This is a genomic window from Mesorhizobium sp. Cs1321R2N1, assembly GCF_037179725.1.
In the GTDB taxonomy this organism is placed as follows: domain Bacteria; phylum Pseudomonadota; class Alphaproteobacteria; order Rhizobiales; family Rhizobiaceae; genus Mesorhizobium; species Mesorhizobium salmacidum.
This window is the reverse complement of record NZ_JAPYKP010000022.1, coordinates 38,410-61,166: the sequence shown is the minus strand read 5'-3', so window position 1 is coordinate 61,166 and position 22,757 is coordinate 38,410. Positions and strand designations below refer to the sequence as shown.

The window sequence follows — 22,757 nt, the reverse complement described above, 5'->3', positions numbered from 1 at the left end:
GGCAGCTTTTGACGACCGGCACGAAATACAGCGTCAAATCGCTGTGGAACGACCAGGCCGCCGACAAGCACGCCGTCCAGGCCTTTGTCGGCATGGACTATGCCACCGACCGGTACAGCGGCCCGGCGGCCGGCGTGGTCTTCGCATCGCCCACAGCGTCGGGCTGCGAGGGCGCGATGGTGCGGGTGGCGCCGTTCGCCAGCCCGTGCGCGGACATTCCGTCCATTCTTCCGCAAGGCAGCAAGATCACCGACCATCTCGGACAGGTCGAGGTGTACGAGCTTGGCGGCAGCACGGGTGAAGCGCTTCTGCTGCCGACGGGCAACACATGCGTGGTGATCTCGATCGCATCGGCGGCCAAGTGAGGATGTCAGGCGAATGGGCGAGGCGCCCGGGAAAGGATTGCGGACCATGAAATCGCGACGTTTGACAGTCTTGTGCATGGCCTTGCTGTGGAGCGGGCAGGTGGTCTCGGCCGATCTGGTGGAGCCGTCCGAACCGCCGCAGGAGGAGAAAGGTATCTGGGCGGCAATCGCCTACTCCCAGACCGATACCAAGTACGGCTTCTTCTGGGGCGCCGACAAGCGGCAGGAAGCCAAGGACATAGCGCAGAAATATTGCGAGAATGCCGGTGGAAAAGCCTGCAATGTCGTTGCCGTGTTCCGCAATCACCGCCATTGGACGGACGACGACGAGACCGGATTTCCCTACAAGCATTGCGGCGCGCTCGCCGTGGCCGACAAGGTGGAGCACCGGTTCACCCCCTGGGGCGTGAACTCGGCCGAGACCCGCCGGGAGGCGGAGGACCTCGCGCTCCAGGCCTGCGAGGCAGGGGGGATCCAGTGCAAGATCCGCGAATGGGTCTGTACGTGAGAATAACGGCGTCTCGAAGCCGACATTTTGGGCATTTGCCCGGCACAAAAGAGAAGGCCGCATTCATTGGTTCATAGACATTTTTCGCTGAAGGCAGCCGCCATCTGCGCGGCTGCCTTCTCCGCTTCGCTGCCGGCTGCTTTCGCCCAACAGCAGCAGGCGGCGTCGCTCCCGAACGGTGCATCGTCGCTCCAGGAAACCTATCAGGACTGGCAACTGGCCTGCGGCATGCAGGACAATGTCCGGGTCTGCACGGTCACGCAGGACCAGACGCAGAAAAACGGCCAGAGGCTTCTGGCCGTGGAACTGCGCGTGGGGCAGAAGGGCGGATTGACCGGAACCTTGCTGCTGCCCTTCGGCATCCTGTTCGAGCCCGGCGTGGCGGCGCAGATCGACGACCAGCAGCCCGTCGGACCGTTGAAGTTCAGGACCTGCCTGCCGAATGGCTGCGTGGCGCTGTTTCCGATCGACCGGGCGCTGACGCAGAGGCTCAAGGCAGGCACCGAGCTCAAGCTCAACGTCACCACGGCGGCCGAAACCCCGCTGAGTTTCCCGGTGTCGCTGAAAGGCCTCGGCGCCGCCCTCGATCGCATGGTCGCGCTCAGCGCACGTTGAGGTGCAAGGCGACGGGGTCCTCAAAAGGCCCATTGCAGCGCGAGGCCGACCACGGACAGTCCCATTGTGATCGTCGCGAGCCATCCGAGAAAGCGCAGCCAACCCCCAACGGGGAATTCGCCCATGATGTCGGAACGTCCGGTCATCAGCATCATGACGACCATGACGGGGACCGCGCATATGCCGTTGATGACGGCGCTCCAGTAAAGCGCCTTGATGGGATCGATCGGCGTGAGCATGATCCCCATTCCCAGCGCCACGGCGGCGGCCAGGGTCGCATAAAATGCCATCGCTGCCTTCGGCTTGCGCTCCAGTCCCACTGGCCAGCGGCACGCCTCGCCCACGGCGAATGCGGCCGAGCCCGCGAGAACCGGCACCGCGAGAAGGCCGGTGCCGATAATCCCCATTGCAAAGATGGCAAATGCCAATTTGCCCGCGACCGGCTCCAGGGCCTTGGCCGCATCAGAGGAAGAATTGATGTCGGTCACTCCGGCCTTGTGCAGGGTGGCAGCCGTTGTAACGATGATCGCGATGGCTATCAGGTTCGAAAAAGCCATGCCCACCAGGGTGTCGGCGCGAATGCGCTGGAAGGCACCCGGCGCTTGCCACGGTGCCCGCTTCAGCGGCTTGGCCTTGGGGTCAATCGTCTCCTCTTCGACCTCTTGCGAGGCTTGCCAGAAGAACAGGTAGGGAGAAATCGTGGTGCCGAGTATGGCCAGAAATGTCGTGAAGAAGGCCCGGCTCCATTCCATGTGCGGAAGAACGACCCCCTTGAGGGCCTCGCCCCATGGGATATCAGCCAGAAACGCAGCCACCACATAGGCAAAAAGGCTCAGCGTTGTCCATTTCAGGACCGTGACGTACCGGCGGTAGTCGAGAAAGACGATCGCCAAAACGCAAGCCAGGCCGAACGCAACGACATAAAGCGAGCTTGGGCCGCCCACCAGCAATCGCAATGCATCAGCCATCGCGCTCAGGTCCGCCCCGATGTTGATCACGTTGGCGGCGAACAAAAGCAAGGCTACAAAATATATCAGGGGAGACGGGTAGTGTCGGGCCAGATTGCCGGAAATACCTCGACCTGTCGTGCGGCCTATCCGCGCTGCTATCTCCTGGATCGCGACCATGAGCGGAAGAGTGAACACCATGGTCCAACCGACGTCGAAGCCCAGCTGAGCGCCTGCTTGGCTGTACGTGCCGATGCCCGAAGGGTCATCGTCCGAAGCGCCTGTGATGAAACCAGGTCCGATTGTGTGCAGGAATCGCTGAAAGGGCCCTTTTGCCCGAATATTGCTCTGTTTTTCAGAGACTTCGGCGCTTATGTCCCTCATGGAGGTGCTCCAAAACGCGGTCCCTTTCGATATCCGCTTGAAGCAGAATTCAGCGCTCGCCGTTCGGTTCCTTTAGCTATCGCTGAAGCATCATTGGTGCTTCTTTTGCCGGAGACATGATATTTCTGGCGCGGGGTCGGTTTCCGCGACATGTGAGGGCCATCATCAAACCGATCGGCAAAGAACCCATAAGAATTTCGCTGAAGACCGGTTCACTCGGAACATATCAGCGAGCGACTGGTTTGGTGGAGGCAGCACACACAACCATGGGAGATCCTCCATGATTACCAAACTTCTCTCCGCCACGGTGCTTGCGGTCGCTCTGGCCACGTCGGCCATGGCACAGTCGAACGGCACCGGATCCAACAGCGGTTCAGGCTCGATGTCCGGCACCACCAATGGCGCAAATGGGACCGGCACCGGCGCTGGTGCAGGGGTAACGCCCACCGATCCGAACGCTACTAATTCGACAAAATCGTCGAGCGGCATGACCGACCGCTGCAAGGACGCCGCGGGCAACGACATCGACAACAACACCGCCTCCGGCGCGACAACGTCGAACATGCAGAACTGCAACAAATGAGCCAGTGGCTAGGAGCACCGCCCGAAGTCGCTCTTCTCTCCGGGCTGACCAATCGGGCGGCGTTCTCGTTGCAACGCCGCAGGCGCAGATGAGCCGACAGGCCGTCAAGCAGGCGCCATCGGCCCTGCCGTGGGCGGCAGGCGCTTCGGCGGCTACCCTTATTGCGTTGTCGGTCTGCGCGATCGGCTCGATGCGCAGCAGCAATCTGCGAGAAACCACCATCCTGCAGGCGGTCGGTGGAGATCCTGACCGCGCCGTCCCGGCAATGATCCGCAATGGCTGTGGCGGATGCCACGAAATTCCGGGAGTCCCTGGTGCCCGTGGCACCGTCGGTCCGTCCCTGCGAGGCGTCGCCGAGAGAGAATATGTCGGGGCGTCGCGAACATCCCCAGACGCGATGATGCGTTGGATCAGCAGGGCGCGCGACGTCGATCCCAAGACGGTCATGCCCAACACAAATCTGTCCCCCCAGGAGGCGCGCGACATCACCGCCTATCTTTATGCACGAACATGAGACGCGCTGAGGGCAGTGCTGGGCGCAGTCGTTTTGCCAGCAGAAACAGTAGACCAAGGAGCAATCCGGCGCCTCCAACCGCCAGCGCCTGTCCCGCCAGAACCAGGACTGTCTGCGCCGTTGACGTGCCGGCCCGCATCTGACGCACGTCGGCCGCCGTAACGCGCGCTTCCGGATTTCCGAATTGCGCGGTCACATAATTTGCAAGTATCGCCACCTGGGCGTCGTCCAACCAGCCGGCGAAGGCCGCCATTGATTTGCGTTCCGCGACGTCACCAGCCTTGACGCCTTCAAGGATCGTCATCACGACATTGTCAGGCACGGCCGCGCCGGGGGAGGTGTTGTGGGTCAGTGATGGGGCGGAGCCGTCCACTGATCCGCCTCCATTTGCTCCATGACACCCCGAACAGAGCGACCGATAGAGATCGCCGCCGGCTGCGGTTCCGCTACCTTGCGCCTTGCTTCCAGCATTGTCCGCGATCGTGGGCACATTGCCCCATGAAAAACGCGGCTGCCTTTCGTCCCCGGGTTGTGCGGGCACATCCCTGAGATAGGCGACCATGGCACGGATGTCGTCGTCCGACAGATGTTGCAGGCTGTTCATGACCGTTTCCGCCATCGGGCCGCTTGCATATGCCTTTCCGGGCACGGCACCGGTCTTGAGAAACCAGAACAGCTCTTCATCGCTCCAGCCGCCGACGCCTGCGATCTTGTCACTGGTGATGTTGAAGGCTTGCCAGATGCCGGCGCTGCCGCCGGCAAGCTTGCGATTGTCATCTATGCCGAATGTCGTATTTCGCGGCGTGTGACAGGCACCGCAGTGACCGAGCACTTCGACAAGATAGGCCCCTCTGTTCCATGCGGCGGTTCGGCTCCGATCCGGCATGAAACCGCCGCTGTGCAAGTTCGCGAGCTTCCACAGCGCCAGAGTCCATCGCTGGTTGAACGGAAAAGGCAGGATGTTTGCTGGGCGCGGCTGGGAGATCGGCGGCTGCGCCAGCAGATACGACCGGATCGCGAGCACGTCCTCGCGGCTCATCGCTGCGAAGCTGTCATAGGGCATGGCGGGATAAAGGTCGGTGCCGTCACGCCTGACGCCTTGCTGGACGGCTCGTATGAACTCGTCCGCGGAATAGCGCCCGATGCCCGTATCGAGGTCCGGTGTGATGTTGGTGGAAAAGACGTCGCCAAACGGCGTTGGCACGCGATAGCCTCCGGCGAATGGGCGGCTGGGATTGGACGTGTGGCAGCCGATGCAGTCGGCCGCCCGGGTAAGATATTCACCCTTCTGGATTTCGCTCGCCTGCAGGTGCGTGCAAAACGCCAACGATGCCAAAACGGACGCGATCGCATAAGAGATGGCGGCCGGGACTGGAGCGCTCACCGCATGCCGAAGCGCACGGCGGCGCACGGCCAATAGCCCGCTTCGTGGCGCCATCACAGTTCGCACCCGCTGAAGGTCAGCCCTGCCAACATTTGTGTCAGCATCACGAGCGTGAACAGCGCTCCAATGCCGACCGAAGTCCTGGCCAGAAACATGCGAGTGCGCGCTTTAAGGGGCGGGCTCGTGCCATGGCCTCGGTCATGAATCGCGCGCCACGACAGCAGCGCGCCTGCCGTGGCGGCGGCGGCACCTATCAACGAGAACAAGGCAGTGGGCCAAAAGCTGGCGTGGCATTGCCAGAACGCGGTTGAATAATCGAGCTGCAGCGTTATGGCCCATGCGGCTGGTCCACTGACCAGGCCTGCCCAGGAAACGCCGGTGCGGATCGCCTGCATCTCACATCCTCGGGACCCAGTAGATGACAAGATAGAGCACGACCCATGAGACGACCACGAAGTCCCAATAGAAGGCGTTGTCCGAGACGTCGCTGAAGCGTCGGCCGGCCTTGCCTTTTGGCGTGAACATGAGAGCCGCAAGGACGATCGTGTCCCCGACATCGGTAAGGAGATGCGTTGTGTGCAGCCCGAGCAGGAACCAGATGATCGAGCCGTAGGCGTTCTGATCCCAGGAAATCCGCAGCGCCGGAAATTCCCAAACACGAACGATCAGCGGAAGAATTCCGGCGATCGACATGATGATCATGCCAAGGCGAACTTTCGCGAGGTCCTGACGGCGCGCCCAAAGTTCGAGCAGATGGTTGGGCACGATGCTCGCCAGCAGAATAACCAATACTGTCGTGCCTGGCAGCAGATCTGGTGCTGGCGCCCCGATCGGCCAATGCGGGGCCAGCACAGCCAGATAGAAATAGGTGCCGATCGCCAAGGCGAAACCCGTCGCCTCAAGGGCGATGAAGGCAAGGGTTCCCCACCACATCGGGCTCGCCGCCCCGAAATCATATGTGGGCAGGTGGCTGACGTCGGCGACAGGGCGCTGCCTCATTCCTCGTCCTCCGGTTCGCCTTTCGGCCAGAACCAACAGATGAAGCCAATCGAGACCGGTATAGCGCCCCAGACCACCGCCCATGGCGTGAATATCGAGCCGAGAAATGCGCCGCCAACCGCGATGGCCGAGAGCAGCGGCCAAATCGAATTGTCGGCCGATGGCACCCTCAGTTGCGGCACCGCGTCGGCGACCGTGCCGGCGAGCACCTCACGGGCATCGACGCGCAGGCCTTCGACGACGAGGAGCATGTCGGGCTCGGCCCAGAGCGGTTCGCGGTGGTTTACCATCGGCAGCCGCGAAAAATCGTAGGAGGGCGGCGGCGAAGCCGTCGCCCATTCGAGCGTGCTCGCCTGCCAGGGATTGTCTCCGGCAATGCGGCCGTTGCGAAGGCTGAGCAGGATGTTCAGGAAGAAAAGCGCAAAACCGGCGAACACCACCAGCGACGAGAGGCTGATGAAGAGGTTCATCTCGCCCCAGCCGCTCGCCGGCGGATAGGTGTAGACACGACGCGGCATGCCTTGCAGACCCAGAATGTGCATGGGGAAGAAGGTGAGATTGAAGCCGAGAAAGACCAGCCAGAAGTTCCAGCGGCCAAGCCTCTCAGACAGCATACGGCCGGTGATCTTGGGAAACCAGTAATAGACGGCGCCGAGCAGGGGAAAGACGGCGCCGCCGACCAGCACGTAATGGAAATGGGCAACCACGAAATAGGTGTCGTGCACCTGCAGGTCGAGCGGTACCGAGGCGACCATGACCCCGGTCAGTCCGCCGATCACGAAGGTGAAGATGAAGCCGAGCACGAAAAGCATGGGCGTGGCGAAGCTCGGCCGGCCGCCCCAGATCGTCGCGATCCAGCAGAAGATCTGAATGCCGCTCGGAATGGCGATCATCATCGAGGAAGCGGTGAAGAAGCTCTCGCCGAGCTGGGGCAGACCGGTGGCGAACATGTGGTGCACCCACAGGCCAAAGGAGAGGAAGCCGATCGCGACCAGCGACAGCACGATCCCGAGATAGCCGAAGACCGGGCGCCGGGCGAAGGTCGGCAGGATTGCGGAGACAAAGCCGGTCGCCGGAATGAAGATAATGTAGACCTCGGGATGACCGAAGAACCAGAACAGATGCTGCCACAGCAGTGCATCTCCCCCCGCGGCAGGATCGAAAAATTTCGTGCCGACCAACCGGTCGAGGATCAGCATCGTGCTCGATACCATCACCGCGGGCATGGCGAACAGTATGACGAAAGCGGTGACGAGGACCGACCAGACATAGAGCGGGATGCGGTCGAGCGACATGCCCGGCGCGCGTTGTTTGAACACTGTCGCAATGATCTCGACAGCGACCGCGAGTGCGGACACTTCCGTATAAGTCACCATCTGCGCCCAGAAATCGGGGCGCTTACCGATGCCGTATTCAGGTCCGGCGAGCGGAACATAGGAGAACCAGCCGGCGTCGGCGCCAGTTTCGAAGGCAAAGGCTATCCAGATCATCAGCCCGCCAAAAAGATAGACCCAGTAGCTGAAGGCATTGAGGCGCGGGAAGGCGACATTGCGGGTCCCGATCATCAGCGGCACCAGGTAGATGGCGAACGCCTCCATCACCGGTACGGCGAACAGAAACATCATCGTCGTGCCATGCATGGTGAACAGCTGGTTGTAGAGATCGGGACCGATGTAGCCGGCTTCGGGCTGGGCAAGCTGGAACCGCATCGCCAGCGCGGACAGACCTGCAAGGATGAGGAACAGGAAAGCCGTCACGATATAGCGCCGGCCGATCAGCTTGTGATCAACAGTGACCAGCCAGCCGTAGAGGCCTTTCGGCGTTCGCCAGGCATGCGCCAGAAAGGCGCGCAGCCTCGCCTCATCGAGGCCGGTGTCCCGCACGCCTTTCAGCACCTCCTGTTCATGCTCGGCTGACGTTCCCGCAACGCCGCTCATTCGAGGCTTCCAACATAGGTGACGACGGCGTTGAGATCGTCGGCGCTGAGGGCAATGCGCGGCATCTTGGCGCCGGGCTTCATGGACTGCGGATCGGCTATCCAGGCAGCAAGCGCCCCTGGGGTCATGGCCAGTGTATCCGCAGCCAGTGCGCGGCGGCTTGCGAGATGGGTAAGATCAGGTCCAAGCGTTCCGCCGGCCGGTGTGCCTCTTATCGTGTGGCAGAGTGCGCAGCCGGTGGAAAGAAAAGCCCGCTGACCGCGGCGTTCTTCGTCGCCGGCCGGTGCGGGTGCTGCGGCCTCTTGCCTGGATCGCCACGCATCGAAAGCTTCGCGGCTTTCCGCAACGACGGTGATGGCCATATGGGCGTGCTGATAGCCGCAGAACTCGGCGCATTGGCCGCGATAGGTTCCGGGTTTGTCCGCAATAAGCGTGAGCTCGCTTGGCCGGCCCGGGATGAGATCCCTTTTGCCGGCGAGGCTTGGCACCCAGAAGCTATGAATGACATCGAGCGAATCGAGCTCGACCTTGACCGGGTCGCCAACGGGAATATGGATCTCGTTTGCCGTGACGATCGCTTGCGACGGTTCATTCCCGAAGTAACGGACCTCCCACCACCATTGATGCCCGATGACCCGGACGGTGAGCGTTTCCGTTCCGCTCAGCGAAGCAATGGATTTGCCCGCGAAAAAGCTCATCGTCGTCAGTATGACGAGCACGAGAACGGTCAAAGCGATGGCGCTTGCGACAAGGCGCGTAAACCGACGTTCCTGCCGGACATCAATCTCAAGTGGCAAATGCGTTGTCTCGGTCAGACGGGGACGCAGAAGCGCTGCCGCCAAGACCAGCATGACAAGCAGCCATGTGCCCGTCGCAACCGCGCTGAAGGACCAGATCAGGTCAAGGATCCTTCGGGCATTCGCACCGTGTGGATGAAGCGCGGACTGCCAGTCGCTGCATCCAGCCAGGACCAGCATTGGCGCTGTGCTGGCCCACTGTTTTGGCCATGTGCAGGTGAGCGGCATCAGCGGTCGTTTCCGCGTACGAGGGCGGGCCACCGGACTCACGCACCTTGCCATGAAGGATCCACCATCGTTGCCAAGGCCATAACGCGGTTGGTTGCAAAAGGATGCTTGGCAACGCTACCGTCCCTGGCAAGAGCGCGAACTCAGGGAATACTTTGTCGAACCAAGGCGAGGGGCGGCCGTTCTTCAGCATACGGCGGAAGCGCGGCTCTAGATGATGGGCAGGTGGGAAGCGTGCCGCCGCCCGCTTGCTCCAATCCAGAAAGCGGCCAGGAGCAGTGCGGCTCCGCCATAGATCAGGCCGGCCGGAATCCACATCAACAGGCCCGCCAATTGCTGATCCTCGAGTGGGCTGAGGCCCCACAATTTTGAGCCGATGGCATTTTCCGGGTACCACAGCCTGCGCGAAACGACAAACAATGCCCCGAGCAAGCCGGTGTGCAGCGAAGTGAAGAAAAGATGCATGACCGCACCGCCACAGTCTTGTTCGCGGCCAGGGCGGGGCAGCAGCACCCACCAGAACAGGAGCCCGGTGCCGAGAAAACTCGCATGCTGGGCATAGTGCAGAAAGCCCTGCTGGAGGGCAGCCTCAAACAGCGCTGGAACATGCCATGTCCATATCGCGATTCCGTGCAGGAAAGTCGCGACCACAGGGCGGCTCATGACAGCCCAGATCACCTGAAATATGTTTGTGTGCCCAGCCGCGCCGAGCGTCTGGCGCAGCCGCGCGGGCAGCGCCCACATCATTGCCGCCATCGGTCGGGAAGCGACCAGCAGCGGTGCCGCGATGGCCATCAGCAGTTCGTGCTCGACCATGTGAGCGGCAAACACATGTTCGCCCAATGCGTGGATCGGGCTTACAAGCGCGACCGCCAGTGCGGCCCAGCCGGCGAAAAACAGCAAGGCCTGCCGCGACCGCAAAGGACGTCCGCGTCCGCTCCGACGCCAGAGCCGGCTGGCGCCAGCGATGTACAGCGACACAGCCGCCGCGAGCGGAAATGTAATCGGAAACGCCAGCGTCCAACCGGCTTGCGGGGCGCCGCTGCCATAGCAGATAGAGGTCGAGAAGAGTGCGTCGAAGCTCATCCTCCGCCTCTGGGGCATTGCTCTCCTGGCTGCATTTCGCGGCTCCAGAGTATTTCCGGCGAAAACAGGTTCGCCTCCAATGCTCTATATGTTTGTTACGCAACTCCGAACGCAAAACCGCTTCGCATTTTCGCGGGAATTGCTCTAGGCATCCATCATCGACTTCGCCGGCTCCCGGGTGATATTTTCTTCGATGCGCTCGTGCCCCGGGGTCTGCGGCAAGGCCTGGCGAAAATTCTTGGCATAGTCGGGCGGCATCCTGGGCGGCATCAACGGCTCATAGGCATCGACCAGCGCTTCGATCACAACCGGACCTTCGGTTGCGAAGGCCTCGTCGAGAATAGTCTCGATCTGATCGGCCCGCTCGATGCGAAAACCGCTTGCACCCATCGCTTCCGCCGCCTTGGCAAAATCGATCGGCTGCAGTTCGCAACCGAATTGCGGATTACCCAGAAACATCATCTGCTCCCAGGCGATCTGATTGAGCATGTTGTTCTTGACGACCAGAATCTTCAGCGGAATCTTGTAGCGCACCGCCGTCGAGAATTCGCCCAGCTGCATGGCAAAACCTCCGTCTCCCACGATAGCGGCGACCGGTCGACCGGGAAATGCAATGCCGGCGGCGATGGCATAGGTAAGGCCGCAAGCCATGGATGCCAGCGATCCGGATACGCCAAACGCCTGGCCGCTTCGAAGATCGACATGGCGGGCGGCAAGCTCCGTGTTCTGACCGGAGTCGGTGGCCAGCACCGTGTCGTCGGCTAGTCTTTGGCCGAACGCCCGGGCAATCGTTTGCGGCTTCAGCGGATGCGCCCGCGCGTCTTCGGATTGCCTCATCATCTGGCGCCATCTCCTCATGGTTTCCTGGCAGTGTTGCAGGAATTCACCGGAAGGCTTTTGGGTCAGACGTTGATTGAGCGCGCGCAATGTCTCGGCGGCGTCCCCGACAAGACCGGCTTCGACCGGAAAGCGCAGGCCAATGCGCTGCGCATCGCAGTCGATCTGGACGCCACGGGCCTGCCCGGGCTTGGGGTAGTATTCGATGTAGGGGAAGGTGGAACCGACGATCAGCACCGCGTCGCAGGTCTCCATCGCTTCTTGTGAAGCCAGGGTTCCGAGGATGCCTATCCCGCCGGTCGTGTGAGGATGGTCGTCCGGCAGCACTGCCTTGCCCAGCAAGGCCTTTGCGACAGGTGCCTGCAGCAGATGCGCGGCATGTTCGAGTTCCGCGGCCGCGCTGATGGCGCCGCGTCCGGCCAGGATCGTCACTCGCGAGGCGCGGTTCAGAATGGCGGCTGCTTCGTCAAGCTCGGCGTCCAGCGGCATGGTGTGGCCGGCGAACATTTGCTGCGGCGTGTGCGCCGGGCGGTTGCGTTTGCTGCGCTTTGAGGGATCGCCCTCTTGCTCCTGCACGTCACTGGCAATCGAAAGATGGGCGACGCCCTTACGCGCCAGCGCGGTTCGGCAGGCGAGGCTGGCAACGTTTTCCATATGCGCGGCATCGGAGACATGGGCATTATAGACGGAGACATCGTTGAACACGCGCGTCAGATCGACATCCTGCTGCGTGAACGTCTCGATCAGATCGTGGAACTGCATGCCCGTGATCGCAAGGACCGGAGCCTGGTCGAGCTTGGCGTCATAAAGGCCGGTCAGAAGATGCGTTCCGCCGGGACCGGACGTTGCCAGGCAGACGCCTAGCTTTCCTGTCCATTTGGCATAGGCGCACGCCATAAAGGCAGCCGACTCTTCGTGCCGGACCTGCACGAAGGCTATCTTGTCCCGCCGGGTGCGCAGCGCCTCCATGACGCCGTTTATGCCGTCTCCCGGCAAGCCGAACACCACGTCCACGTCCCAGGCGATGAGTGTGTCGACGAGAATTTCAGATGCATTTGGCATGTCAGGATCGCTCCGGTGATAGGGCCGAACCGGTGAAGCACGGGTTGGTTCCTTCATCACAAGAAATCGTGACATGTCGGAAAGCGGCGGCCGGGCGGCTGTCGGGACCCCAACGCTCTCCAGGAACAAAAAGCCTGACCAGTGGTTCGAGCCGCGTCTTGGCGCAGCTTCAAATCCCGCTTTGTCGGCACCTGGTTGGAATGTTTGTCATGACGTTTTGCATGCCCTCGGTAAAGATGCGCTTCCAATGAGCGAGCCACTGGATAGTGCCGGCCAGAGGAAAAGCGAGCGAAAGGAAGGCGGCGTTGTCCGGGCCCTCGGGCTTGGACTGATTACCGGCGCGGCTGACGACGATTGTTCGGCGATCGGTACCTACGCCAGTGCCGGAGCCCGATTTGGGCCCGACCTGCTGTGGACGGCACCGGTTACTCTGCCGATGATGTATCTCGTCGTCTATCTTTCATCCAAACTTGGTCAGGTTTCGGGTCGTGGGCTATTCAAGGTCATATCCGATTTCTATCCGCGTTGGCTGCTATGGTCTGTTCTGACGGGCGTGCTGATTGGCAATACGATCGAGGCAGCCGCCGACCTTGGCGCCATGTCGGCGGCCGTTATGTTGTTCGTTCCGCTGCCTGGTCCACTGATCGTCATTGTCGTCGCGATCGTCATTTTTGCCCTGCAGGTATTTGGATCCTACACCTTGATCCGCGATGTGTTCCGATGGCTGGCGCTGGCGCTGCTTGCCTATGTGGTTTCCGCGCTGCTTGCCAAACCGGATGCGGCTTCGGTTCTGTGCGGCACGCTGCTGCCAACGATCGAGTTCAGCCGCGAATACCTGTCCATCCTGGTCGCCATCGTCGGAACGACCCTCTCCGCATACCTTTACACCTGGCAGTCGAACCAGGAGGTGGAGGAGGAGATTGCCAAGGGCAGAACGACCCTTGAAGAGCGCAAGGGCGCCACCGAGGGCGAACTCCGCCGATCCCGCCGCGATATCCTGATCGGCATGACGTTCTCCAATCTGATCATGTATTTCATCATTCTTTCGACAGGGTCGACGCTCTACAAGGCCGGCCAGACTCAGATCGACACCGCGGCGCAGGCCGCCGAAGCGCTGCGGCCGCTTGCCGGCGATGCGGCGGGAATTCTTTTTGCCGCAGGCGTAATTGGCGTCGGCTTTCTGGCTGTGCCGGTCATGACGGCTGGCGCTGCCTTTGATTTCGCCCAAGCGATGGGATGGAAGAATGGCTTGAACGCCAAACCCCGGCAGGCTCCTAAATTCTACATGGCGATCGGGATAATCACGCTGGTGGCGGTGGGTCTCAATTTCCTCGGCTTCAATCCGATGAAAGCCATGGTCTGGTCGGGCATCGTGCAAGGGTTTTCCACGCCTCCGCTCCTGCTTCTCATTCTCATCATGACCAACAATCGCAAGATCATGGGTGACAAGGTCAACAGCAAAAGCACGAACATCCTGGGTGGCGCGACGACCCTGGCGATTTTTTCAGCGTCGGCGGGTCTGGCGGCAAGCTGGTTCCTGTAATTCGCGGGACGTGAAGTATCTTCAGGCGTGGCGGAACATCGGCGATCAATTGTCGTTGACACGCTTGTGAGAGAGAGGACACCGCCATGTCAAACTTCCAGGCCGCCACTCCGGATCGTCTGCGGCAACTCAGGCTTGAGGCTTCAGCTCATTTCACTCCGATGATGCTGCACGAAGCATTGCTGCGGCTTTCCCACGCCTGTGGAGGTGAAAGCCTTGAGCGGTTCGAGAAGACCATGGTCGCCCAGATCGAAGCGACGAAGGACGACCGGGCCGATTTCGAAACAATCAAGGAATTCGCGATCGAGCAGCTTTATGCCGTGATCCGGGAAGCGAACGATTCGCCAAAAAAGAAACAGTCGCTGGAAAAGACAGAAACCCGCAGGACGCCCGGCCGCTCCGAAGAACCGCAGACGCTCGAGGATCAACTGCAGGCCGGGTTGGAGGATTCTTTTCCCGCGAGCGACCCGCCAGCGGTCGTGTCCACAGCCATTCCAGGCGGAGCAAAGAAGCTGGTCGGGACCGACGAGGTGCTGAAAAAGCAGCGAGAAGAGGCGGCCAGGAAGGCCAGCCAACAACCATAGCGCCAAGGTCTGGCTGCAAACCAGGCCCGCAGTCAAGAGCTGGCATCGCTGTCCTATCAAAGCTTGACGGCTGTCTCCCGCGCCCACAGGCGCAGTTTGCGACAGGTCTGCACGAATGTCTTCACGGAAGCTGCGGTATCAAGCCTTATCAGCCCCTCATCGGCATCGGGAGCGACGCCCGCCCTGGCCAGGAGAGGCCCGGCTCCCGGTGTGAAGCCGATGAACTTGCAATGAGCGAAGGCATCGGACACGAAGTCCTTCGCGGCCGCCTCATTGAGCAGCATCTCGGCGCCTTCCTCGGAGAGGAGCAGCACCACCGCGTCGAACAAGACCGATGGACCGCCGTCGATCATGTGCCTGGCCTCGATGTTGGTGCCGTCAGCCGCCTCGACGCCGCCGACTTTGGGCGCAACCACCTCCATTACCGCGCCTTCCGCTTCGATGGCGGAACGCAGTTCTTCGAACAGTGCGGTGTCGGCTCCATTGCTAAGCAAGGCGCCGACTTTGCGGCCTTTGAAACTGTCGGGCCCGTTTTCGATGATGCTGAGCGCCGGCGACGGCGGCAAGTCGTTGCGCGTCGGAACCGCTGTCTCGGCGGGTTCGGGCATATCGCGAATGCCGAGCTTACCGGCGACGGTAGTCGCCAGGGTTTCGTCGATGTTCAGCAAATGCGAGACCATGCGTTCGCGGATCGCCGGTGCCTGGACCTTGCTTAATTCAAACGTCAGCGCCATGGCGATGTGACGCTGCTCCGGCGGGGTCTGGCTGTTGAAAAATTGCCGGGCCTGGCTGTAGTGATCGGCGAAGCTTTCCGCGCGCAGGCGTATTTTCAGGCCTTCCTCGGCATTGGCGAAGGAACGGAAGCCGCGTTGCGGATCCTCGCGCGGTCCCAATCCCCATGAATTCGGCTCGTAGTTGGCGCGTCCCACGGGATTCCGCATGGCCATGTGGCCGTCCTGTTGAAAATGGGCGAATGGGCACTTCGGGGCATTGATCGGGAGATGGGTAAAGTTCGGGCTGCCCAGCCGTTTCAATTGGGTGTCGAGATAGGAGAAGTTGCGGCCCTGCAGAAGCGGATCGTTGGAGAAGTCGATCCCGGGCGGCACATTCTGCGTCATGAATGCGACCTGCTCGGTCTCGGCGAAGAAATTGTCCGGCATCCTGTCCAGCACAAGCCGCCCGACCGGGATTGGCTCGAGTATCTCTTCAGGAATGATCTTTGTCGCGTCCAGGATGTCGAAGTCGAAGTTGTCGGCAAACGCCTGATCGAACAATTGCACCGTCAACTCCCATTCCGGGAAATTGCCGGACTGGATGGCTTCCCATAGATCGCGACGGTGAAAGTCGGGGTCGGCGCCATTGATCTTGACCGCCTCGTTCCAAACCACTGATTGCATGCCGAGCTTAGGCTTCCAGATGAATTTGACGAAGGTGGATTCGTCTTTCGCGTTGACGAGGCGGAACGTGTGCACGCCAAATCCCTGCATGAAGCGGAAGGAGCGCGGGATCGCGCGATCCGACATGATCCACATCACCATGTGCATCGATTCCGGCATCAGGCTGATGAAGTCCCAGAAATTATCGTGCGCGGTCTGGGCTTGAGGGAAGGCCCGGTCCGGCTCCTGCTTGGCGGCATGGATCAGATCGGGAAACTTGATCGCGTCCTGGATGAAGAAGACCGGAATATTGTTGCCGACCAGATCCCAATTGCCTTCCCTGGTGTAGAGCTTGACCGCAAAGCCGCGCACGTCCCGGGCGAGATCGAACGAGCCCTTGTTGCCGGCAACCGTCGAGAACCGCACGAAAGCCGGCGTCTTTTCGCCGGCTCTCTGGAAAATGTCGGCACGTGTGTATTGGGCCAGTGACCCGTAGGTCTCGAAGTAGCCATGCGCGCCGTAGCCGCGGGCATGGACGACCCTTTCCGGGATGCGTTCGTGGTCGAAATGAAAAATCTTCTCGCGAAAATGAGAGTCCTCGATCAGCGATGGTCCGCGTTCGCCGATCCGCAATGTGTTTTGATCATCGGAGACGGGTGTTCCGAGCGCTGTGGTCAGAGTGGGCGTCTCACCTCCGGCGATCTGGTGCAATTCCCCGCCGTTTCCACGCGCGCTATCCGGTTCCAGTCCACTTGCCGATTGGCGAGCGGAGCGACGGGCGGATTTGGCCATGAAAGATCCTCGATTTGATGCCGGAAGATTAAAGTATTCAGGGCGTCAAACTGCCGGTGTGCGGCTTTGTTCCCAAAAAGAACGGGTGCGCTGCGGATCCATCATCGAAGGAGGCGTCATCGTTGCGGCCTGCCGAATTTCTGAAGAGTTGTCCTCGGTGCGAGGAACGAACCAAACTTCCATGCATTTAGCAGGGGCTGCATTCGTACACTCTTTCTTCTGGGAGCTGGACCATTGTCATCCGGAGGCTACATTTCGGCCGACCAGGAAACCAATGAAGTTTCCATCGTTGACCTCATACCCGCCCTCCGGGCTTTCGCGCGTACCTTCTGTCGCGTCCCCGACGATGCCGACGATCTGGTGCAGGAGACGCTGACCAAGGGGCTCGCCAACATCGACAAGTTCGAACCCGGCACACGCATGAAATCGTGGCTCTTCACCATCATGCGCAACACTTACTATACCCGGATCAAGATTGCTGCCCGGGAAGCGCCAGGCCTGCTCGACTGTGCATCTTCAAGGCCGATTTCGGAAGCGACCCAGGAATGGAGCGTTCAGAGCAAGGAAGTTCACGGCGCCATTCAAAGGCTACCTGAACACCAACGCGAGGTTCTGATGCTGATCGGCGTTCTGGGAGTAAGCTATGAGGAAACGGCCGAGATATGCGGCTGCGCGGTAGGGACGGTCAAAAGTCGGCTGAATCGTGCCCGCGCCAATATTCTCGAGTTGCTTGGGGAGAGTTCACTGCAGACATTGATGGAGAGACGAAATCATCTATCGGATGGTCAGCTTGGTATCGAGGGTGACAGCCGCAGATAGTTAGTTCTTCACGTCAAGTCGACGTTTCTCGATCAGCGCGTTTTGCAACTCCATCGCCAGCCTGGTCAGCCGGTCTGGAATTTTTTCCTGCTCTATGGCGTCGAGGAGAGAAGTGATCTCCTGGTCCATAGCCAGACCGAATTGCGGGTCCACCGTATCATCCCTCGAACGAGACATCCAAATTCTCTTGATAATAGCAGTCCCTTGACCTTAGTGTGGTGACAAATGCTCGAGATTACAAGGCGATATCCACCGCCGGCATGATTGCCGGCGGCCCTTGCACAGGTTTATTTCCTTAGCCTTACATCGCCGCGGGCCAAGAATGCGGTGTGACGCCGTTCAATCCTTCGGCAACTGGTTCGCGGCATGGTCCTGATATTGATCGGACTTTATGCGATTGCCATCCAGTCCGCGCTCCTCGCTGTGCTGTTTCTTGTCGCGATTGGACAGAACCGCGTTTTCTCCGACCTTGTCCTTGGCAGGTCGGTCATCGCGCCGGCGCCGGTACCCTTGCCCTGGGTGCCGCGGCCGAAATGTTTTTTGTCGCCGGATGCCATGATTTCCTCCTTCGGATCGGTGACGCTCTTCAGCGCTTGTTCGACGTCCGAACTGGCGGCGCGCGGTAATGTTCCGCCGTCACGAGCAAGCAGGAAGGCGTCGCCATCCCACGACCGAAACGGCTTCTCGCCATTGATGACGACCCGCAATTGGTGAGCTTCCGCCAGACGGCCGATATCCGTGCGGTCCAAAAAAAGCGATCCGCGATAGGAATAGTTCAGCAGGGCCAGCCAGCCCGGCCGTTTCAGAATGCGTGCGATCTCACCGAAATGCCGCTCGGCCATGCCGGCCAGAACCAGATAAGGAAAGCTGTCGACCGCCAGCACGCAATCGAAACTGCTGTCGTCGAATTCGGTCAGATCAAGACCGCAGGTTTGACGCAACTCGACATTGCCCAACGCGGCGCATCGGTCGGAGGCAATGGAGATCATCCGCGAGGATATATCGATGCCCACCATCCGGTTGAATGATTTGGCAAGCGCACGCTCGAAACGGCCGATGCCACAACCAATGTCCAGAATGTCCCGGCCGGTTCCGGTGAAGTCCTGCTCCTTGAGCCATGCAGCGACTTCCTCGGTCGTGGCCGACAGCCTTTCCTCATCGCCGAGCGATGTGAGCTGGACACTCGCTGTTTGCGAAATCGCTGCCGCCGCATCGAAGCTCAACGCCAGCCGCCTGACGACAGCGGCATCGGTCTCGTCGTCGTCGCGTACGTGCCGAACGGCCGCTCCCGTCGCTCGCAAGGTGGCAAAGGCGCCGGGGTTGTGGCGAAGCAGCGCGGCTACCTCTTGTAGCTTTTCCGCGTCTCGCGAATCCGACGGAACGACATCCAGCACGATCTCCGCCAATTCCGCCGCCCTGATCTCCATCCCCAAGTGAAGCGCCAGCCTGGCGACGACGGCTTCGGCGCAAACACCATCGGCCATGCAGCCTTCTACGACCGATCTAATCGCCATCCGGCGCTGGGCGGATTTTGACCCGGCTGCACTCATGCTATCAGCTCCGCGTCCAGATCCTGCGCATCGTCCACCTGTCGATGGCGCCCCAGCCGTATTTGTAGGCCTCCTGACCACGCAGGAAATCGAACTCGCGGGCACCCTCGCGGATCGACTCCGCGATCGCGTGGCCGATCAGGATCGCACCTGGACTCTCCTCGGCATAGGCAGGGTCGAAGCCGCCGAGATAGGCATAGGCACGACAGCGATGGTGGAAACCGTAATAGGCGCCGACGGTCTTGCCATCGATTGCCAACAGCCAGCATCGGACCAGGCCGCGAGCGTCGAGCAAGGGTACTGCGCGCCTGTGGAATTGCTCCACGGCGACATCGGCCAACACGCCACCTCCGTGTCCGGCCCAGCGCGCGTGGTGCAGGCGGATCAACTGGTCGAGGAAACTTTGGGCATCGCCTCGTGCCGACGACAATGCGGTCCGGCCGCGTCTGGACGCCGCCTGGTGCGCCCGTCGCAACTGCCGCCTACGTCGGGAGGGCACGCAGCCCGCAAGGGTTTCGTCGCCGGCGATGGCGAGCACGGGGCAAGCGCCATGTGCGGCTGGCCGCCCCGCCTTCAGATCGGGGTGTGCAACCGCAAGACCGGCACCGCCTTCCGGCAAATCCGACAGAATCCATTGCGACCAGCCGACCGAGAGGATCTTTTCGGCAATGATCGCGACGACCTGAGCCTCGGTGCCGGGGACACACAGGATGTCCAGATAGTCGCTGAGCGAGATGCCGACCGGAAGAAGTTTCGACCCAGCGGTTCCGTGCTCGAGATAGAGCGGCGCCAGCCCAATCAGATCGCCTCCGCGCCAGACCGCGACCGTCGCCAGGTCGCCGGGCGCGAATGTGCGCCACCATGGCACCAGCCAGGCGGGAGATTGAAACGGCGTCGCCGAGGAACTCTGCTCCCACAATCTCCACCAATGCGGCGCAAGGGTATCGAATCGCGCCGGATCATCGATGATCTCGCTGCGCAACACAGGCTTGCTCACGGTGTGACGGCGAGGCGCCCGGCATCGGTGCCGAGTCGTGCCAGCGCTTGATAGGCGTCCATGTAAGACGAGATCATTCGTTCCAGCGAAAACCGCCGCCGCGCCTCGGCCCGGCATGTCTCGGGATCCAGGCTGGACGCCGCAACGATGGCTTGCGCCATCTCATCGATCGTATTGACGAGAAAGCCTGTCCTGCCGTGCTCGATGACATCGGGAAGCGCACCATTCGGAAAGGCGACCACCGGTGTGCCGCAGGCCAGCGCCTCCATGGCGACAAGTGAGCTGGTCTCGGCAGCAAGGCTCGGGATGACCAGACAGCGCGCTGCGTTGAGAAAGCGCCGCTTGGCGGTGAAACCGAGCGGACCAAGGAAGCGGCGGCGGCCATCGAGGCGAGGTTGGACCTCGTCGCGAAAGTAGCGCGCGTGCGTTTCATAGGGATAGACCTTGCCACCGACAACCAGCGGCACACCTGCTTGCTTGGCTGCGTCCAACGCCAGGTGGATGCCCTTTTCCGGGCAGATCCGGCTGAGAACCAGTGCGAAGTCGCACTTCGCTTGCGGCAGGCTGAGCGCCTCTATGTCGACGCCGTTCGGAATCGGCGCCGCCAGTCTAGCGCCTGATGGCGCGGTTTTCTGCTGGGCGGCCGAGACCGCATGAAGCCACAGGTCGTCGCGCGTCGGGCGCAGTGCCTCGGCCGGATACCAATCCAGCGGCAGGTGAAGCGTCACCAAGGTCGGGCCACCGTCTGGTAGATAGGCATCGAAATCGATGCCGTGCAGATGAACCACATCGATCGGCCAACTGGCGCGGGCAGCGGCGATCGCGTCGCGATGAGCCTGCTGCGCGCGGCTCTTGGCCGCCTCGTCGAGCACGCCACTTTCCGCCGGTGTCTCCACAAGCGTGCCGCTCGCGCTGGAGCCCCGGCAGCCGACGACGATCGACCGGTGACCCGTGCGAACCAGTGCCCGATCGAGCATCGACAGGACCTGCTCGGCACCCCCGACCGCATCAGGTCCGACAGGCGCGAGGGGATAGGCGACATTGAGGACGGTAAGCGTCATGGCCGGCCGAGCCACGGTGCCAGAGGCAGTGAATTGGTGGACCCGTGAGCTTCCACTTCGGTCAATGCATCCAATGATCGCGGACCGGGTCGCATGAGAGCCTCACGCAGCCGAGGCCCGCTGCGTCGGGCGCGAGGCGGATGTCATGACGGGCGCGTAGCGGCGGACCATCGTTGCACAGAACTCGGCGAATTCCTCGGGCACTAGCGGGGGACTGGTGTGGTGAGGCATCATTCCGCGATGCTCAGGCGTGAAGCAGAAGGTGACCGTGACGTCGAAATCGGCAAGTGCCTCCATCTGTCGATCGAACCAGTCCAACGCATTCGGCCTGAAGCTGTCGGCCCAGGAAAGCCCCGTGCGCATGTTGGTGACGCCGAGCCGCTTCATCCAGGCGACGGCGTCGTCCAGTCGCGGGTCCTCGAAATGAAACCACTGCACCAGCCCCATTGCGGGTGTGTAGCGCAGGAATTCCTCCAGCGCCGGCTTCGGCGTGCCGTCCTGGCGCAGCAGCCCCATGTGGAAATGACGATAGTAGGAGGATCCCTCCGCTTCGCGATGCCGCGTCGTCGCTTCCCATTCACGCGGAAGGTCGTAGAGGCTGTACCACTGGATACGTGGTGCGTTGCCGAGCAGCAATTCGGCGGTGCGCTTCAGTCCCCAGACCTGTATTTCCTCGGCCCCGAAGGTCGATACGCCGACCTCGCTGACCCAGATGGGGAGATTGGTGACGGTCGCGATCTCGCCGATCTTCTGCGGCCATTCCTGAATTTGCCACAGGTTCCAGTCGAGAGGAAAGCCGTGCACCGCGACGGCATCGACATGGTCCAGCACGCCGTATTCCTTCATGCGCGTGATAAATCCGGGGTCTATCGGCGAGATGCCGCCAAGCACTTTTGTCAGAGCCGGGTTCTCGGACGCGATCGCGTCCGCCGACAGGACCGCCATCCTGGCAAAGCGGCTCCAATCGGGGTCGAGCTCGGGGTCCCAATGCGATTTGTTGTTGGGCTCGTTCCAGATCATCGCGGCTTCAATCACGGAGCTTTCCTTTCGACGGGTAAATCGCACCGCCGCCGGTCGGCGCGCCGGCAGCGCGGCAGAAATAGACCTCCTGCTCGGGATGTAGAACGATCTCGAAACCGGCGCTGCGCAGCATCGCTTCGGTGCAGGCCCGGTTCGGTATCCACCAGTTGGTCGGATCGTCGGCATAGCGGTGTTCGATGAAATGCAGCTTGGGAAATTCCGGCCGGTCGAACAAATCATGCGTCCAGAAATGATAGTTCTCTTCCAGCTCGGGCAGCTCCTTGCTGCCTCGTTGCATCGACTGGAAGATCATCAGATCGCCGGCGACGTGCTCACGGATCAGGTCGAGGGCGAGCAAGGGGTGGCGCAGATGGTAAAGCACTCCCATGAACAGCACGACGTCGAATGTCTCGCGCAGGGCACCGACGTCGTAGACCGACAGTTTCTGGAATTCGATCTCGCAGTCCGCGATCTCGGCGGCAAAGCGGGCCTGCGCCAGATAGGCCTCGTCGAAATCGATGCCGAGGACACGGGCGGCGCCTCGCCGTTTCATCTCGATTGAATAGAAGCCGGCGTTGCAGCCAATATCCAGCACGGTCTTGCCGGCCAGATCGGCGGGTATGGCGTCGGCGAATTTGCGCCATTTGATCAGCGGGTAATTGCCGAGAAAATGGTCGGGCGCGGTTTCGACGCCGGCCAGTTCCATGTTGTGGAACCACGGGCCGAGCGCGTCGATACGCCGGCGGATTTCGGCATGGGAATGCAACAT

General features: G+C 61.3%; 21 protein-coding genes and 3 pseudogenes. 8 read left to right on the top strand and 16 right to left on the bottom strand.

From position 1 onward, the window contains the following. The 3 genes and pseudogenes from O7A61_RS08965 to O7A61_RS08955 form a co-directional block, all read left to right on the top strand. Positions 1–365 (top strand): annotated as a pseudogene (locus O7A61_RS08965) (hypothetical protein); the annotation flags it as partial. A gap of 46 nt (positions 366–411) precedes the next feature. Continuing rightward, a complete protein-coding gene (locus O7A61_RS08960) occupies positions 412–873 on the top strand; it encodes a DUF4189 domain-containing protein (protein WP_027144313.1) in 462 nt (153 codons plus the stop codon). 66 nt (positions 874–939) lie between these two features. Beyond that, positions 940–1,488 carry an invasion associated locus B family protein gene (locus O7A61_RS08955; RefSeq protein ID WP_337129408.1) on the top strand — a complete coding sequence of 183 codons (549 nt, stop codon included), beginning with the start codon at positions 940–942 and terminating at the stop codon, positions 1,486–1,488. 20 nt (positions 1,489–1,508) lie between these two features. On the opposite strand, the gene O7A61_RS08950 is transcribed toward O7A61_RS08955, so the two are convergent. Further along, a complete protein-coding gene (locus tag O7A61_RS08950; protein ID WP_337129407.1) occupies positions 1,509–2,819 on the bottom strand; it encodes an NRAMP family divalent metal transporter in 1,311 nt (436 codons plus the stop codon). A 280-nt stretch (positions 2,820–3,099) separates the two neighbouring features. Between O7A61_RS08950 and O7A61_RS08945 the strand changes: the two genes are divergently transcribed. Further along, positions 3,100–3,402 (top strand): hypothetical protein, encoded by a 303-nt coding sequence (locus tag O7A61_RS08945; protein ID WP_337129406.1) that lies wholly within the window; start codon positions 3,100–3,102, stop codon positions 3,400–3,402. Positions 3,403–3,490: 88 nt separating this feature from the next. After that, positions 3,491–3,916, top strand: coding sequence for a c-type cytochrome (locus O7A61_RS08940; protein ID WP_337129405.1), 426 nt, complete (start codon positions 3,491–3,493; stop codon positions 3,914–3,916). Here the strand turns inward: O7A61_RS08940 and O7A61_RS08935 are convergent. The 7 genes from O7A61_RS08935 to O7A61_RS08905 all read right to left on the bottom strand — a co-directional run bounded on the left by O7A61_RS08935 (position 3,888) and on the right by O7A61_RS08905 (position 12,246). Then, positions 3,888–5,327, bottom strand: a complete 1,440-nt coding sequence (locus tag O7A61_RS08935) for a c-type cytochrome (protein WP_337129410.1) — start codon at positions 5,325–5,327, stop codon at positions 3,888–3,890. The genes O7A61_RS08940 and O7A61_RS08935 overlap by 29 nt on opposite strands. Positions 5,328–5,353: 26 nt before the next feature. Continuing rightward, positions 5,354–5,695 (bottom strand): hypothetical protein, encoded by a 342-nt coding sequence (locus O7A61_RS08930; RefSeq protein ID WP_027144317.1) that lies wholly within the window; start codon positions 5,693–5,695, stop codon positions 5,354–5,356. Position 5,696: 1 nt separating this feature from the next. Further along, the gene (locus tag O7A61_RS08925) at positions 5,697–6,299 is read right to left on the bottom strand and encodes a cytochrome c oxidase subunit 3 (protein ID WP_337129404.1); all 603 of its coding nucleotides are present in this window, start codon (positions 6,297–6,299) and stop codon (positions 5,697–5,699) included. Further along, complete coding sequence (gene ctaD / locus O7A61_RS08920; protein WP_337129403.1) at positions 6,296–8,236, bottom strand: cytochrome c oxidase subunit I; 1,941 nt, start codon at positions 8,234–8,236, stop codon at positions 6,296–6,298. The genes O7A61_RS08925 and ctaD overlap by 4 nt, the downstream gene beginning before the upstream one ends. Continuing rightward, on the bottom strand, positions 8,233–9,213 hold the full coding sequence (coxB, locus tag O7A61_RS08915; protein ID WP_337129409.1) for a cytochrome c oxidase subunit II: 981 nt from the start codon (positions 9,211–9,213) through the stop codon (positions 8,233–8,235). Before coxB ends, ctaD begins: the two co-directional genes overlap by 4 nt. 258 nt (positions 9,214–9,471) lie before the next feature. Further along, positions 9,472–10,347: a cytochrome c oxidase assembly protein gene (locus tag O7A61_RS08910; RefSeq protein ID WP_337129402.1), complete on the bottom strand. Its 876-nt coding sequence runs from the start codon at positions 10,345–10,347 to the stop codon at positions 9,472–9,474. Between the two features lie 144 nt (positions 10,348–10,491). Continuing rightward, entirely contained in the window at positions 10,492–12,246 is a 1,755-nt protein-coding gene (locus O7A61_RS08905; protein ID WP_337129401.1) for a thiamine pyrophosphate-dependent enzyme, read from the bottom strand. Between the two features lie 73 nt (positions 12,247–12,319). Here O7A61_RS08905 and O7A61_RS08900 point away from each other — a divergent pair, with 73 nt between their 5' ends. Further along, positions 12,320–13,789 (top strand): Nramp family divalent metal transporter, encoded by a 1,470-nt coding sequence (locus tag O7A61_RS08900; RefSeq protein ID WP_337129400.1) that lies wholly within the window; start codon positions 12,320–12,322, stop codon positions 13,787–13,789. A gap of 86 nt (positions 13,790–13,875) precedes the next feature. After that, positions 13,876–14,373 carry a hypothetical protein gene (locus O7A61_RS08895; protein ID WP_337129399.1) on the top strand — a complete coding sequence of 166 codons (498 nt, stop codon included), beginning with the start codon at positions 13,876–13,878 and terminating at the stop codon, positions 14,371–14,373. Positions 14,374–14,429: 56 nt separating this feature from the next. On the opposite strand, the gene O7A61_RS08890 is transcribed toward O7A61_RS08895, so the two are convergent. After that, positions 14,430–16,541, bottom strand: a complete 2,112-nt coding sequence (locus O7A61_RS08890; RefSeq protein WP_337129398.1) for a catalase — start codon at positions 16,539–16,541, stop codon at positions 14,430–14,432. A gap of 234 nt (positions 16,542–16,775) precedes the next feature. On the opposite strand from O7A61_RS08890, the gene O7A61_RS08885 reads away from it, so the two are divergent. Beyond that, positions 16,776–17,360, top strand: coding sequence for a sigma-70 family RNA polymerase sigma factor (locus O7A61_RS08885; RefSeq protein ID WP_181165831.1), 585 nt, complete (start codon positions 16,776–16,778; stop codon positions 17,358–17,360). On the opposite strand, the gene O7A61_RS08880 is transcribed toward O7A61_RS08885, so the two are convergent. The 7 genes and pseudogenes from O7A61_RS08880 to O7A61_RS08850 form a co-directional block, all read right to left on the bottom strand. Continuing rightward, on the bottom strand, positions 17,361–17,513 hold the full coding sequence (locus O7A61_RS08880; protein WP_337129397.1) for a hypothetical protein: 153 nt from the start codon (positions 17,511–17,513) through the stop codon (positions 17,361–17,363). 186 nt (positions 17,514–17,699) lie between these two features. Beyond that, positions 17,700–17,917, bottom strand: a pseudogene (locus O7A61_RS08875) (hypothetical protein). Positions 17,918–18,139: 222 nt separating this feature from the next. Next, positions 18,140–18,787: pseudogene (locus tag O7A61_RS08870) on the bottom strand (class I SAM-dependent methyltransferase); the annotation flags it as partial. Positions 18,788–18,914: 127 nt separating this feature from the next. Further along, a complete protein-coding gene (locus O7A61_RS08865) occupies positions 18,915–19,907 on the bottom strand; it encodes a GNAT family N-acetyltransferase (RefSeq protein WP_337129396.1) in 993 nt (330 codons plus the stop codon). Continuing rightward, on the bottom strand, positions 19,904–20,968 hold the full coding sequence (locus tag O7A61_RS08860) for a glycosyltransferase family 4 protein (protein ID WP_337129395.1): 1,065 nt from the start codon (positions 20,966–20,968) through the stop codon (positions 19,904–19,906). Before O7A61_RS08860 ends, O7A61_RS08865 begins: the two co-directional genes overlap by 4 nt. Before the next feature lie 102 nt (positions 20,969–21,070). Further along, positions 21,071–22,003, bottom strand: a complete 933-nt coding sequence (locus O7A61_RS08855; protein ID WP_337105946.1) for a beta-xylosidase — start codon at positions 22,001–22,003, stop codon at positions 21,071–21,073. Beyond that, a complete protein-coding gene (locus O7A61_RS08850; RefSeq protein WP_337129394.1) occupies positions 21,996–22,757 on the bottom strand; it encodes a TIGR04290 family methyltransferase in 762 nt (253 codons plus the stop codon). The genes O7A61_RS08855 and O7A61_RS08850 overlap by 8 nt, the downstream gene beginning before the upstream one ends.